The organism is Flavobacterium sp. 5 (assembly GCF_002813295.1).
Taxonomy (GTDB): domain Bacteria; phylum Bacteroidota; class Bacteroidia; order Flavobacteriales; family Flavobacteriaceae; genus Flavobacterium.
This window is the reverse complement of record NZ_PHUE01000001.1, coordinates 46,826-61,311: the sequence shown is the minus strand read 5'-3', so window position 1 is coordinate 61,311 and position 14,486 is coordinate 46,826. Positions and strand designations below refer to the sequence as shown.

Below are 14,486 nucleotides of genomic sequence, written 5' to 3'. Positions count from 1 at the left end.
AAAAATTATTTAATTTTAAAATTCTTCTCAATAGCTTTAATCATTTCTCCGGCAATATCTTTGTTAGTGGCGCCTTCTATTCCTTCTAATCCTGGTGAAGAGTTTACTTCGAGTAATAACGGTCCTTTTGAGGAACGAATAATATCAACTCCAGCAACTTTTAAGTCCATAGCTTTTGCAGCTTTTATGGCAATCTTTTTTTCCTCAGCTGTAACTTTAATTACTGATGCAGTTCCTCCCAAATGAATGTTAGCTCTAAATTCACCAGGCATTGCTTCTCGTTGAATAGCAGCAACAACTTTCCCGTCAATTACAAAACAACGAATGTCTTTTCCATTGGCTTCTTTGATGAATTCCTGGACTAATATATTAGCATTTAGGCTTTTGAAAGCGTTAATTACACTTTCTGCGGCTTTCTTAGTTTCTGCCAATACAACTCCTTTTCCTTGAGTTCCTTCTAATAATTTTACGATAAGAGGCGAACCACCCACCATTTTGATTAAATTATCTGTATCTAATGGGGAATTAGCAAATCCAGTAGTTGGAATGTCAACACCGTGATTCAGTAATAATTGCAAAGAATATAATTTATCTCTGGATTGTGTGATTGCTGTAGATGAGTTTAAACAATACACTTTTAATGCTTCAAATTGTCGCGTCAAAGCACAGCCATAAAAGGTGATACTAGGGCGAATTCTAGGGATAATAGCATCAAATTGATTTAATATTTTTCCACCACGATAATGAATTTCAGGAGTTTTAGCATCAAGCTTCATGTAACATTCTTTGATGTTCAAGAAATGCATTTCATGACCTCGCATTTCGCCAGCTTCCATGATTCTTTTGTTACTGTATAATTCAGGATTACTAGCCAAAAGCCCAATTCTTAAACCAGAGCTGGCTTTTTCTGAATTTACATATAATTCTTTTAGGCTTTCAGGTGTTGGTTGTCCTAGAAGGTATTTTTGTTCAGGATCAACAAGTATTCTTCCGCTCATGGCTTCTCTTCCCAAAAGCATTCTGAAACCCATTGAGTCTCTATTGGTAAGTGTCATTTCAATTGGCCATTTTGTATCACCAATAGATATGCTGGTTTGAATCACATAACGATGTTCTCTAAATCCGCTGGAGCTTTTTACAATACGTTTTCCGACTAAAGGAGCTTCGCAATGAATAACTGTTTTTATATTGTTTTGGATAGGATTGATGTCAAACTTTACCCAATTGGCATCGTTTTTTATAAATGGCGCAATATTGATAGCATGCAAAGCAGATGTTTTGGCACCAGAATCGACACGAGCTTTAATTGTTGGGATTCCTAATTCTGGAAATGAGCACCATTCTTCGCTACCCAGTATGACTTTATTTTGTACCATAAATTAATTTTGGATGATCTTTTATATTTATATCAAATGTAAATATTTGTTTTTAAAAAATACGATAATATCCTATAAAGAATAAACCCGTTATGTTATTAAAACGTAACGGGTTTGTTATAGATGTGTTTGTTTAAATTATTGATTAGTAGGTTCTTCTGCTTTGTGAACTTTTATAGTTAATTCTTGAGAACCTTCTTCAATATCCATGAAAATTTCGTCACCAGAAGTGATTTTTGAAGTGATAATTTCTTCTGCTAAAGCATCTTCAATATACTTCTGAATCGCTCTTTTTAATGGTCTTGCACCAAATTGTTTATCGAATCCTTTATCAGCAATAAATGCTTTGGCTTCATCAGACAATTTCAATTGATACCCTAATTCATTAACACGAGTGTATAATTTTTTTAGTTCAATTTCGATAATCAAATTGATATCTTCTTTTTCTAAAGTGTTAAATACAATTACATCATCAATTCTATTTAAAAATTCAGGAGCAAAAGTTTTCTTTAAAGCATTTTCAATGATACTTTTAGAATTGTCATCAGCTTGAGCAACTTTGGCAGCAGTACCGAATCCAACACCTTGACCAAAATCTTTCAATTGACGTGCTCCTACATTAGAAGTCATAATAATAATGGTGTTCTTGAAATCAATTTTACGACCTAAGCTATCAGTTAAATAGCCATCATCAAGCACTTGAAGCATCATGTTGAAAACATCTGGATGCGCTTTTTCAATTTCATCTAGCAATACAACACAATATGGTTTTCTACGAACTTTTTCGGTTAATTGTCCACCTTCTTCGTATCCTACGTATCCCGGAGGCGCTCCAACTAATCTTGAAATCGCAAATTTCTCCATGTATTCACTCATGTCAATTCGAACCAATGCATCTTCAGAATCAAATAATTCTTTAGCAAGAACTTTAGCTAATTGCGTTTTACCAACACCAGTTTGACCTAGGAAAATAAAGGATCCAATTGGTTTGTTAGGATCTTTTAATCCAGCACGATTTCTTTGAATAGATCTCGCGATTTTTAAAACAGCTTCATTTTGTCCAATTACTTTGTCTTGAATCAACTGAGGTAATTTAGCTAATTTATTGCTCTCTGTTTGGGCAATTCTATTTACTGGAATACCAGTCATCATAGATACAACATCAGCTACATTATCTTCGGTAACTACTATTCTGTTACTTTTAGAATCTTCTTCCCATTGCTCTTGTGCTATGGCTAAATCTTTTTCTATTTTTTTCTCATCGTCACGAAGTTTGGCTGCTTCTTCATATTTTTGTTTTTTAACAACCAAGTTTTTTAATTCGCGAACTTCTTCTAGTTGGCGCTCCAAATCCAAAATTTGTTTCGGAACGTCAATGTTAGTGATGTGAACTCGAGATCCAGCTTCATCCAATGCATCAATAGCTTTGTCTGGCAAGAAACGTTCAGACATGTATCGGTTGGTTAATTTAACACAAGCTTCAATAGCTTCATCAGTGTAAATTACATTATGATGGTCTTCATATTTGTTTTTAATATTGTTCAAAATTGCAATTGTTTCCTCAACAGAAGTTGGTTCAACAATTACTTTTTGAAAACGTCTTTCTAATGCACCATCTTTCTCGATATATTGTCTGTACTCATCCAAAGTTGTAGCTCCAATACATTGAATCTCACCTCTTGATAAAGCAGGTTTGAACATATTTGAGGCATCAAGTGAGCCAGTGGCTCCACCAGCGCCAACAATGGTGTGAATTTCATCTATGAAAAGAATGATATCATCATTTTTCTCTAACTCATTCATAACTGCTTTCATACGTTCTTCAAACTGACCTCTGTATTTTGTACCAGCAACTAAGCTAGCTAAATCGAGAGTTACAACACGTTTGTTGAATAATATACGAGAAACTTTCTTTTGAATAATACGCAAAGCCAATCCTTCAGCAATAGCAGACTTACCTACACCAGGTTCTCCTATTAATAAGGGGTTGTTTTTTTTGCGACGACTCAAAATTTGAGAAACACGTTCTATTTCTTTTTCACGCCCAACAACAGGATCTAGTTTTCCTTCTTCTGCCATTTCTGTTAAATCTCTCCCAAAGTTGTCAAGAACCGGAGTTTTAGATTTTTTATTTGATTTATTGGCGGGATTATTGAAACCACCTTCTTTGAGACTGTCATCTTGTCCTGAATCATCATTATATGATTCGTTTTTTGGCAAGTTTTCTAAAAATTCTTCTTCGTTTGGAGTCATATTGATGTATTGTTCTTTAGCTATATCATAATCTATTTTAAGTTTATTCAATAACTTGGTTGTAGGATCATTTTCGTTTCTTAAGATACACAACAGCAGATGTGCTGTGCTAATAGATGAGCTTTGGAAAACTTTGGCTTCCAAAAAAGTTGTTTTCAAAGCTCGTTCAGCTTGACGCGTCAGATGTAAATTTTTCTTTTCTACACTGACATCAATGCTAGGGCTCGCTGGGCTTAGGATCTCAACCTTTCGTCTTAAATGATCAAGATCAATAGAGAGGTTATTCAGGATGTGAATAGCTTTACCATTACCATCCCTCAGAATGCCAAGCATCAAATGTTCAGTACCTATAAAGTCATGTCCAAGACGCAATGCCTCTTCCTTGCTATAAGTAATAACGTCTTTTACTCTAGGTGAAAAATTATCATCCATAATATTTAAATATTGTTAATGTAAATTTAGTAAACATGAAGTTTAAAAGCAAAAATCATACCTTATAAATCTATTAATGCTAATTGACAAAAAAAATGAAGATTATAGACTTAAAAGTAACTTAATTTATTAACTAATTGACAATAAAATTTTGTTAATAAATCAGATAAATTTATGTATATATTATGATTGAAAAAATATTGAGAAAGCTTATATTAGCGGGATTTTTTAATACAAAATAATTTTAATTTAAGAATATATTTATGTCTGAAGGAGAAAAGTTAATTCCTATTAACATTGAAGATGAAATGAAATCAGCTTACATCGATTATTCGATGTCGGTAATTGTCTCAAGAGCGCTTCCTGATGTAAGAGATGGTTTGAAGCCAGTGCATCGAAGAGTACTTTACGGAATGTATGATTTAGGAGTAACTTCAAGATCTGCCCACAAAAAATCTGCAAGAATAGTCGGGGAAGTTTTAGGAAAGTATCACCCACATGGAGATACCTCGGTTTATGATGCAATGGTGCGTATGGCTCAAGAATGGAGTATGCGTTATTTATTAGTTGATGGACAAGGTAACTTTGGATCTGTAGATGGTGATAGTCCGGCGGCAATGCGTTATACTGAGGCCAGAATGAGAAAGATTTCGGAAGAAATTATGGCCGATATCGAAAAAGAAACAGTTGATTTTCAATTAAATTTTGACGATACTTTATATGAACCAAAAGTAATGCCAACCAGAGTTCCTACTTTGTTAATCAATGGAGCAACGGGAATTGCTGTAGGGATGGCTACTAATATGCCTCCACATAATTTAACAGAGGTTATCAATGGTACATTAGCGTATCTTGAAAATAATGATATTGAAATTGATGAATTGATGAATCATATTAAAGCTCCAGATTTTCCTACTGGTGGTATAATATATGGTTATGAAGGTGTTCGTGAAGCTTTTAAAACGGGTAGAGGGCGTATTGTTATGCGTGCCAAAGTTGGTTTTGAGGAAGTAGACGGAAGAGAATCTATAATTGTTACCGAAATTCCATACCAAGTTAATAAAGCTGATATGATCAAACGTACGGCTGATTTGGTTAATGAGAAAAAAATAGATGGTATTGCTAATATTCGAGACGAATCGGATAGAAATGGTATGCGTATTGTTTATATTTTAAAACGTGATGCAACGCCAAATGTGGTTTTGAATACCTTATATAAATATACACAATTACAATCTTCATTCAGTGTAAACAACATTGCATTGGTAAAAGGTCGCCCACAAATGTTGAATCTAAAAGATATGATTCATTATTTTATAGAGCACCGTCATGATGTTGTAGTTCGTAGAACGCAATTTGAATTACGTAAAGCTGAAGAAAGAGCGCATATTTTAGAAGGTTTAATCATTGCTTCAGATAATATTGATGAAGTTATTGCGTTAATTAGGGGGTCTAAAAACACTGAGGAAGCTCGTGAGAAATTAATCGAAAGATTTAAGTTGTCAGATATTCAAGCCAGAGCTATTGTAGAGATGCGTTTGCGTCAGTTAACAGGTCTGGAACAAGATAAGTTAAGAGCTGAATTTGAAGAATTAATGAAATTAATCGAGTATTTAAAGGCTTTATTAGCAGATGTTAATTTAAGAACAGCATTAATTAAAGAAGAGCTTGAAGAGATTCGTGAGAAATATGGTGATGAGCGTCGTTCTCAAATTGAGTATTCAGGTGGAGATGTTAGTATTGAAGATTTAATTGCTGATGAAAATGTAGTAATTACTATTTCTCATGCAGGTTATATCAAACGTACAAACCTTACAGAATACAAAACTCAAAATAGGGGAGGAGTTGGTCAAAAAAGTGCTGGAACAAGAGATCAAGATTTCTTAGAACACATGTTTGTTGCTACTAATCACCAATATATGATGTTCTTTACTCAGAAAGGAAAATGTTTCTGGATGCGTGTTTATGAAATTCCAGAAGGAAGTAAAACGGCAAAAGGTAGAGCGATTCAAAACTTGGTTAATATTGAAAGTGATGATAAAGTAAAAGCCTTCATTTGTACTCAAGATTTAAAGGATAAAGAATATATCAATAGTCATAATCTTGTAATGGTAACTAAAAAAGGACAGGTTAAGAAAACGTCTTTAGAGAAATATTCTAAGCCTAGGGTAAATGGTGTTGCTGCAATTACTATTAAGGAAGGTGATGAGTTATTAGAAGCGAAATTAACTAACGGAGAAAGTCAGATTATTTTGGCTGTTAAATCTGGAAAATTAGTTCGTTTTGAAGAAACTAAAACGCGTCCGATGGGAAGAACAGCTTCTGGAGTTCGTGGAATTTCATTAAAAGACGATACCGATGAAGTAATTGGTATGGTTACTGTTGATAAAGATAATGTTGCTGATTCTCAAATATTGGTTGTTACTGAAAACGGATATGGTAAACGTACTAAATTAGTTGATGATGATGGAGAAGATGTTTATAGAATTACAAACCGTGGAGGAAAAGGAGTAAAGACTCTTAATATTACCGAAAAAACGGGGAAATTAATTTCGATTAATGCAGTAACAGATGCTGATGATTTAATGATTATTAATAAATCAGGATTGACAATTAGAATGGCAATTGAAGATTTGCGTGTCATGGGTCGTGCTACTCAAGGAGTTAGATTGATTAACTTGAAAGGAAAAGATTCTATCGCAGCGGTTACAAAAGTCATGAAAGATGATGTTGCTGAAGTTGTTGTTGATGAAGATGGTAATGTTATCGAATCAGTGATAGAGAGAGTGAAGCCTGATCTAGAAGTTCTGGAAGATGAAGGTGTCGTTGAAGATGAAGAAGAAGATGATTCCGAGGAGGAAGTAGAGGAAGATGATTCGGATGAGGATGATGCTGATGATGAAGCATAATTAAATAAGTAAATATAAAATAGATTAATATGAAAAGTAGATATGTAATAATTGCGTCAGCATTATTTTTATCAGTAACGAGTTTTGCTCAAAAAAATGAAATAAAAGCTGCTGAAAAAGCACTAAAAGATGGGAAATCGGATGAAGCGATAACTATTTTAACAGCAGCTGAATATTTAACCGCTAATGCACCTGATGCAGAAAAGGCACAGTTCTTATTTGTAAAAGGAAATGCATATTTAGATTTATCTAATAAAAAAGTAGATGCTGATAAGAATTTGATTTTGGCTGCAAAGGCTTATCAAGATTTAATTGCAGCTGAAAAAGTTACAGGTAAATCAAAATATTCTGCACAAGCTGCAACTTCAATTGCAGAAATTAGAGGAAAATTGATTAACGGAGCTATTGATGATACAAAAGTTGACAAAAATGCACAGGGAGCGGAGAAACTTTATCAAGCTTATTTGTTAGAGAAAAAAGATACTATAAATCTTTATTATGCAGCTTCGACTTATGTCAATGCAAAAGATTATGATAGTGCTTTGAAACTTTATAAAGAGTTGAAAGATTTGAATTATTCTGGAAAAGCAACTTATTATTATGCAGTTAATAAAGTGAATAGCCAAGAAGATTTTTTTACTACAGCTGTTGATAGAGATCGATTGGTTAAAATGGGAACTCATGAAAAGCCAAGAACTGAAAATGTGCCTTCTAAAAGAGGAGAGATTTACAAAAATGTGGCATTAATTTATGTTCAGCAAGGGAAAGTGGATGAAGCAAAAAAAGCAGTTTCAGATGCTAGAAAAGCAAATCCTGAAGATACTTCTTTGATATTGACAGAAGCTAATTTGTATCTTGAAACTAAAGATATGGATACATATAAAAAATTAATTTCTGAAGCGTTAACGAAAAATCCTAATGATGTAGATTTGATTTTTAACTTAGGTGTTATAAGTGCTCAAGCAAAAAATAATGCTGAAGCTGAAAAATTCTATGCTAAAGTTATGGAATTGAATCCAAAGTATACCAATGCTTATATTAATATGGCGGCCCTGAAGTTAGAGGATGAAAAAAACATCATTGAAGCTATGAATAAATTGGGTACGTCTGCAGATGATATGAAAAAATATAACACTTTGAAAAAGAAAAGAGAGGACTTGTTTAGAAGTACTATTCCTTACTTGGTAAAAGCAGTTGAATTAGATCCTAAAAATCAAGACGTTTCAAAGACATTATTGAATGTATATAGTGCTCTTGAAATGACTGCAGAATATAAAGCATTGAAGGCTAAAATGTAGTTTTTTATAAAAGTATAAAGAAATCCTGCCTGAGATAATCAGAGCAGGATTTTTTTTTATAGTGCTTTAAGGGTTGCTATATTTTTTTTGATGTTTTGAAATATAACCTTTATTAGAAGTGATGTTTTTTGTAGGGGCCTGTTTTCTAGAACAACTATTAGTAATAGGTTAATATTTGTTAAAATTATCATAATAAATATTTTTCTATCTAGTTTACGCAAACGTTGTATTTTAATTAAAAAATTGTTCCAAATTTATTTGTGTTGTCAATTTTTAATTTTATTTTAGATGCAAATTAAAAGTTTAATAAAAAAAAGGTAATAAAAAAAGTACCGTAAGCTAAATATTGTTAAAAAAATACATATTTGTGAATGTTGCTAAAATTAAATAAATTGAATAATGTTTAACCATTAATTATAAAATATGATATAAAACTACACTTCTAATAGGTTCATTTTTAAGAACCAAATTTCTAAGATTTCATGATTTTTTTTTTTTACTTATTGTTATATGTAAATTAAAATGACCAGTTTGAAATTCTTGTACAAATCAAAACCCTAATAACTAGTTCTAATAACTAAACTTAACCTCATGAAAAGAAAATTTGTAATACTATCAATAGTGTTATTGATAAATGTTGGAATGAATGCCCAAAAAGCACAAATTAAAGAAGCTCAAACTGTTTTTTCGAGCGGTAAATCTCAAGATGCTTTGGGTATTTTGAAAAAAACGGAATATCTTATTGTTAATGCAAATGATGAAGATAAATCTGATTTTTATTTTTTAAAAGGAAATGCTTTAAAAGATTTAGCATCGAAAAATGTTGACGCTGCTAATAATTTTTCTTTGGCATCTGAAGCTTATCAAGAATTAATTAAGTCTGAAAATGAAGTAGGGAAGTATAAGTTTACTTTACAGGCTAATACGGCATTAAAAGAGATGAAATCCAAGTTGGTAAATGGTGCAGTTGATGATTATAAAACCGGAAAGTATAAAGAGAGTGCAGAAAAAAGCTATAAAGTTTATTTGTTTGATAAAAGAGATACTTTAAATTTATTTAATGCTGCTTCTTCATCCATGACTGCAAAAGATTATGATTCTGCAATTACATATTATGAAGAATTAAAAAAAGTCAATTATTCAGGAAAAGGAATTATTTATTATGCAACTAATAAAAAAACGAAAGAAGAAGATGCATTTATTTCTGCTGGTGCAAGAGATTCTGGTATTTTAGCAACTCTTTATGAAAAACCCAGAGATGCATTTTCTCCTTCCAAAAAATTGGAAATCAATAAGAATTTAGCATATATCTATTTAGAGAAAAATGATTTCGTGAAAGCTGAAATTTGTTATAATAAAGTATTGGAGTTAGATCCTAGATATATTGATGCCTATATTAATTTAGCTTATGTTAAATTAGAATCTAAGAAATCCTTAGTGGATCAAATGTCAGCATTAGGAAATACTCCAAAAGAAATGCAACAATATGATGAATTAAAAAGCAAAAAAGATAATTTGGTAAAAAGTGCTATTCCATATCTAAAAAAAGCGTTAGATATAGACCCTAAAAATCAAGATGTTATAAAGTCTTTAATGGGGGTGTATCGATCTCTTGATATGACAAATGAATACAATGCTTTAAAAGCAACGATGTAAAATAAAAAAATGCTAGAATTAATTTTCTAGCATTTTTTTTTATTTAAAATTCATGTAAATTTTAAAACTCCTATTTTAATAAAATCTAAGTTTATTAAATAGGAGTTTTTTTTATATTATCTTTTTAATTACTCTGAGTTTATGAGTGTGTTTATTGCTTTCGGCATTGTATATTCCTAAATGATCTAATCTGTCAATTCTCACCTTGCCACTTGCGTGAATAATGTAATTATTTTCCATTATAATACCTACATGAATTATATTTCCTTCATCGTTATCAAAAAAAGCTAAATCACCAGGTTCGCTTTCTTCTATAAAGCTTAATGCTTCTCCTTGTGTTGCTTGTTGGGATGCATCTCTTAGTAGCTTGTAACCATTTAGTTTGTAAGCCATTTGTGTGAATCCAGAACAATCTATTCCAAAAGGTGTTTTTCCTCCCCATAAATAAGGAGCATTGAGATACATGAAAGCCGAATTAAGTATGTTGATTTTTTGTTTTACCCCACTTATTTTTGTCCCTTCAAAATCAAAAGAAGCAGTGTTAATTTCGGGATAATTTAAAAAAGATAAAGATGAGCCTAAAGGAATTGGGATTAATGAATTGGATGGGCCTAAAATATATTCAATTAAATCAGCATTAAGAATTATAGCATCTGAAGAAAGTTGATTGTAATGTGATTCTGAAATTGTTTGAAACTGTTTTGTGTCTATCCAGCCTTCGTATCCATCAAATTGCATCTTGATATGAGTCCATTGTTTGAGTTGTTCCAAAACTTTGAAATGTTCTCCAAATAATACTTGTGAAACAATTTCACTTTTGTCACTGGCTTCTGCGCGAAGTGGAATAATGGCTAAATTACAAATTCCAAACATTTATATAAATTAGATTTTAAAAATAAATACGAATCAAAAATCACCGTAAAAATAGTAATTTTCAATTCGTATCATTTAATTATTTTATTTTAATTTGAAGGATGTTTATGAAATATATCTTTCTATAATTAAGGCTGATGCTCCGCCACCTCCATTGCAAATAGCAGCTGCTCCATATTTGCCATTGTTTTGTTCTAATACGTTCAATAAAGTTACGATAATACGTGCGCCAGAACATCCTAATGGGTGACCAAGCGAAACTGCTCCTCCGTTTATATTAACCTTTTCATTATTTAATCCAAGTATTTTTGAATTGGCTAATCCAACTACTGAAAATGCTTCGTTAAATTCGAAATAATCAATTTCATCCAATGTTAGTTTTGCTTTTGCTAAAGCTTTTGGGATTGCTTTTGCAGGACTTGTTGTGAACCATTTTGGTTCTTGTGCAGCATCTGCATATCCTTTTATGTAGGCCAATGGTTTTAATCCTAAAGCAATTGCTTTTTCTTCGCTCATTAATACAACAGCAGCGGCTCCATCATTTATAGTAGAGGCGTTTGCAGCAGTAACTGTCCCGTCTTTTGTAAATACTGGATTTAATGTTGGAATTTTTTCAAGTGAAACATTTGTATATTCTTCATCTTTGGAAATAATAATTGGGTCACCTTTTCTTTGTGGAACCGCTACAGGAACAATTTCATTATCGAATTTACCTTCGCTCCAAGCTTTTGCAGAGCGTTCGTATGATTGAATAGCAAACTTATCTTGTTCTTCTCTTGTGATATTGTATTCTGATGCGCATAGGTCTGCAGAAACTCCCATTGCATTATTATCGTAAGCATCTGTTAGTCCGTCTTTTTGTAATCCGTCTACCATTGTGTTTGGTCCAAATTTGGTCCCATTTCTTAAATTCATATAATGAGGAATCAAACTCATGTTTTCCATTCCTCCAGCAACTACAATTTCAGCATCTCCACACTGTATGGCTTGGGCTCCTAACATGATAGCTTTCATTCCTGAGGCGCATACTTTGTTGACTGTTGTGCAGGCTACTTCAGTTGAAAGATCGGCGTAAATTGCAGCTTGTCGAGCAGGTGCTTGACCTATTCCAGCTTGAATTACGTTGCCCATAAAAACTTCGTCGACTAAATTTGCATCTAATTGAATTTTGTCTAAAGCTCCTTTTATGGCTATTGCGCCTAATTTTGGAGCGGTAATTGTAGATAATCCTCCCATAAAACTGCCGATAGGTGTTCTAACAGCAGAAACGATAACAACTCTTTTGCTCATGTTTATTACTATGTTGATTTATATAGCAAATTTAAACTTTTTTTAGGATATTAGAATTTTATATAAGTTTAAATTGTGAAATATTTATTTAATTTAATTTTTTACCTGTATTTATGAATAAATCATTGAAATAATAGATTTATTTATGTTAACTGTAATTTTAAATATTTTTTTGAGAACATGTTATTGAAGAGTTAATGATGAAATGACTTTCTAGTAATATCATTAAATTTTTAATATGTCTAAACAATGTTTACAGGAGGAATATTTCTGAATTAATAGCTTTTTGGGTTATATATACTAAAAAATTGTGGTGAAGTTATAGTTATAGTATTTCGGTTGGTGAGTTGTTCTTTTTTTTGTTTTTTAATCGTTGGCTATATCTTTGATTGTGAAGTCATTTTGATAAAATGCAAAAAAATATTAAAAAAAAGTGTTGAAATAGTTGTGAGAAACGTAAACATGTCTTAAGTTTGCAACCGCAAAACAGGACACGTTTCCTAAGGTTTTGGAGGGGTGCCAGAGTGGTAATGGAGCAGTTTGCTAAACTGTCATCGAGTGATCGGTGCCAGGGTTCGAGTCCCTGTCCCTCCGCTTATTTTTTATGTTAAAAATCATTGTAAGATTTAAATATCAATTAGATATTTTCATAAATAAATAATTGTACTGTTTTTTCGGGGTGTAGCGTAGCTCGGTTATCGCGCCTGCTTTGGGAGCAGGAGGCCGCAGGTTCGAATCCTGCCACCCCGACAAATTGAAATAATGGACGCATAGCTCAGCTGGATAGAGCACCTGCCTTCTAAGCAGGCGGTCGAAGGTTCGAATCCTTCTGCGTTCACATAAGCACCTCATAACCAATAAGTTATGGGGTTTTTTGTTTCTGATAGGTTTTAAAATGTTGATTTTTTATTCTTCCTGAGACCTTTTATTTTTTATTGTTTGCATATTGTTTGCACATGAAGACCATAATTTTAACCCTTTTATGGCAAATTTAAAAGTCCTTTTGGATACAAGAAGACAAAAAACAGATGGTAACTTCAATATCATCTTTAGAATTACTCATGATAGAAAAGTTTACACATTAAATTCTGGAATATCAACTACAGAACTTTATTGGAACGAACAAAGAAAAGAATTGGATAAATCCCATCCAAATGCAAAATTATTGAATATTAAATTGTCTAAAGACTATTTTAAAATACAGCAAGCAATCTTAGAGCTTGATGATTCTTTTACAATAGTAGACTTGAGAAATAGGATAGAAGGTAAAATAAAAGCTTCTGAGTCAGTAACATTTAAATTGTTTTCTGATAAATTGATTGCTCAGATGCTTGAAGTTAAAAAAACAGGTAATGCATTAGTTTATCAAACCGCAGTTAATCAAATTATTGCATTCTCAGGTAAGACTAATTTACTTTTTAATGAAATAGATTATGTCTTATTGGAACAATTTACTCATCATCTTGTTGTAAAAGGGTTAAAGCAAAATAGTATTTCAAATTACCTTAGAACTATTAGAGCGATCTACAATAAGGCTATTAAAGCTAAAGTTTTGAAAGATTCATTTTATCCTTTTGATGATTTGATAATAAAATCAGAAAAGACAGTCAATAGGGCTGTTTTAAAAGAAGATATTGTCAAGTTTGAACAAATGACTTTAGTTGAAAATTCAGGCTCTTGGAAAGCAGTAAATTATTTTCTTTTAAGTTTTTATCTTGTAGGAATATCGTTTACAGATTTAGCTTATTTGAAGCCTCAAAATATTGTTGATGGACGAATATTGTTTAAGAGGAGAAAAACTCATAAGAGCTATTCGATTAAGCTTTTTCCACAGACTGAAAGCATTATCAAGAAGTTTTCTTCAATCGGAAATAAGTATTTATTGCCAATTTTGAATGATACTATTTCTGAAGATAGTAAAAAAGCTAAAATAGTTATTAAACAGTGGATTAAAACAACAAATAAGTACTTAAAAAGAATTGGAGAACAGCAAGGAATTGGTATTCCTATAACAAGTTATGTAGCTAGGCATACTTTTGCAACAACAGCTAAAAAACTTGGCTATTCGAATGAACTTATTGCAGAAGCATTAGGGCATGAATATGGAAATAAAACGACAAATATTTATTTGGATTCATTTGATAAAGAAATAGTTGACGTGATGCATTTTAAGGTTATTTCTTAAGAGATTAAAAAATGTTAGATTAAAGAGTATGTAGCATAATACATGCTCTTTATTAAAGATTAAAATTTTTGAAATGAAGGTTAAATATTATAGTTATGTCTTAAATTTTTAAACTACTTAAAAAGAATGTATTATTAAATAGAAATGTTTAAGGATAATCTTAGTAAAACAACTTCAACAAAATATCAATGAAAAGAGTTCAGAAGTAAACATA

8 protein-coding genes and 3 tRNA genes are annotated in these 14,486 nt (G+C 31.8%); 7 read left to right on the top strand and 4 right to left on the bottom strand.

Annotated elements, in window-relative coordinates; translation table 11 throughout:
- Nucleotides 1–5 precede the first annotated feature (5 nt).
- Together rimK and CLU82_RS00245 are read right to left on the bottom strand one after the other, a co-directional pair.
- Nucleotides 6–1,376 (bottom strand): 30S ribosomal protein S6--L-glutamate ligase, encoded by a 1,371-nt coding sequence (gene rimK / locus CLU82_RS00250; protein WP_100841193.1) that lies wholly within the window; start codon nucleotides 1,374–1,376, stop codon nucleotides 6–8.
- A gap of 138 nt (nucleotides 1,377–1,514) precedes the next feature.
- A complete protein-coding gene (locus tag CLU82_RS00245) occupies nucleotides 1,515–4,061 on the bottom strand; it encodes an ATP-dependent Clp protease ATP-binding subunit (RefSeq protein WP_100841192.1) in 2,547 nt (848 codons plus the stop codon).
- 263 nt (nucleotides 4,062–4,324) lie between these two features.
- Here CLU82_RS00245 and gyrA point away from each other — a divergent pair, with 263 nt between their 5' ends.
- The 3 genes from gyrA to CLU82_RS00230 all read left to right on the top strand — a co-directional run bounded on the left by gyrA (nucleotide 4,325) and on the right by CLU82_RS00230 (nucleotide 9,924).
- Entirely contained in the window at nucleotides 4,325–6,970 is a 2,646-nt protein-coding gene (gene gyrA / locus CLU82_RS00240; protein ID WP_100841191.1) for a DNA gyrase subunit A, read from the top strand.
- A 29-nt stretch (nucleotides 6,971–6,999) separates the two neighbouring features.
- Nucleotides 7,000–8,268, top strand: a complete 1,269-nt coding sequence (locus CLU82_RS00235) for a lipopolysaccharide assembly protein LapB (RefSeq protein ID WP_100841190.1) — start codon at nucleotides 7,000–7,002, stop codon at nucleotides 8,266–8,268.
- A gap of 591 nt (nucleotides 8,269–8,859) precedes the next feature.
- On the top strand, nucleotides 8,860–9,924 hold the full coding sequence (locus CLU82_RS00230; protein ID WP_100841189.1) for a tetratricopeptide repeat protein: 1,065 nt from the start codon (nucleotides 8,860–8,862) through the stop codon (nucleotides 9,922–9,924).
- Nucleotides 9,925–10,035: 111 nt separating this feature from the next.
- On the opposite strand, the gene CLU82_RS00225 is transcribed toward CLU82_RS00230, so the two are convergent.
- Both CLU82_RS00225 and CLU82_RS00220 read right to left on the bottom strand, forming a co-directional pair.
- A complete protein-coding gene (locus tag CLU82_RS00225) occupies nucleotides 10,036–10,797 on the bottom strand; it encodes a C40 family peptidase (protein ID WP_100841188.1) in 762 nt (253 codons plus the stop codon).
- Between the two features lie 105 nt (nucleotides 10,798–10,902).
- Complete coding sequence (locus CLU82_RS00220) at nucleotides 10,903–12,087, bottom strand: acetyl-CoA C-acyltransferase (RefSeq protein ID WP_100841187.1); 1,185 nt, start codon at nucleotides 12,085–12,087, stop codon at nucleotides 10,903–10,905.
- 510 nt (nucleotides 12,088–12,597) lie between these two features.
- On the opposite strand from CLU82_RS00220, the gene CLU82_RS00215 reads away from it, so the two are divergent.
- The 4 genes from CLU82_RS00215 to CLU82_RS00200 all read left to right on the top strand — a co-directional run bounded on the left by CLU82_RS00215 (nucleotide 12,598) and on the right by CLU82_RS00200 (nucleotide 14,272).
- Nucleotides 12,598–12,681: transfer RNA gene (locus CLU82_RS00215), tRNA-Ser, on the top strand.
- 81 nt (nucleotides 12,682–12,762) lie between these two features.
- Nucleotides 12,763–12,837: transfer RNA gene (locus tag CLU82_RS00210), tRNA-Pro, on the top strand.
- A 14-nt stretch (nucleotides 12,838–12,851) separates the two neighbouring features.
- Nucleotides 12,852–12,925: transfer RNA gene (locus CLU82_RS00205), tRNA-Arg, on the top strand.
- A gap of 144 nt (nucleotides 12,926–13,069) precedes the next feature.
- Nucleotides 13,070–14,272 (top strand): site-specific integrase, encoded by a 1,203-nt coding sequence (locus CLU82_RS00200; RefSeq protein ID WP_100841186.1) that lies wholly within the window; start codon nucleotides 13,070–13,072, stop codon nucleotides 14,270–14,272.
- Nucleotides 14,273–14,486: the final 214 nt, after the last annotated feature.

Bases quoted from the DNA above. Each gene is read 5' to 3' on its own strand.
- gyrA (WP_100841191.1), top strand. From the start codon at position 4,325: ATGTCTGAAGGAGAAAAGTTAATTCCTATTAACATTGAAGATGAAATG.
- rimK (WP_100841193.1), bottom strand. From the start codon at position 1,376: ATGGTACAAAATAAAGTCATACTGGGTAGCGAAGAATGGTGCTCATTT.
- CLU82_RS00200 (WP_100841186.1), top strand. From the start codon at position 13,070: ATGGCAAATTTAAAAGTCCTTTTGGATACAAGAAGACAAAAAACAGAT.
- CLU82_RS00220 (WP_100841187.1), bottom strand. From the start codon at position 12,087: ATGAGCAAAAGAGTTGTTATCGTTTCTGCTGTTAGAACACCTATCGGC.
- CLU82_RS00225 (WP_100841188.1), bottom strand. From the start codon at position 10,797: ATGTTTGGAATTTGTAATTTAGCCATTATTCCACTTCGCGCAGAAGCC.
- CLU82_RS00235 (WP_100841190.1), top strand. From the start codon at position 7,000: ATGAAAAGTAGATATGTAATAATTGCGTCAGCATTATTTTTATCAGTA.
- CLU82_RS00230 (WP_100841189.1), top strand. From the start codon at position 8,860: ATGAAAAGAAAATTTGTAATACTATCAATAGTGTTATTGATAAATGTT.
- CLU82_RS00245 (WP_100841192.1), bottom strand. From the start codon at position 4,061: ATGGATGATAATTTTTCACCTAGAGTAAAAGACGTTATTACTTATAGC.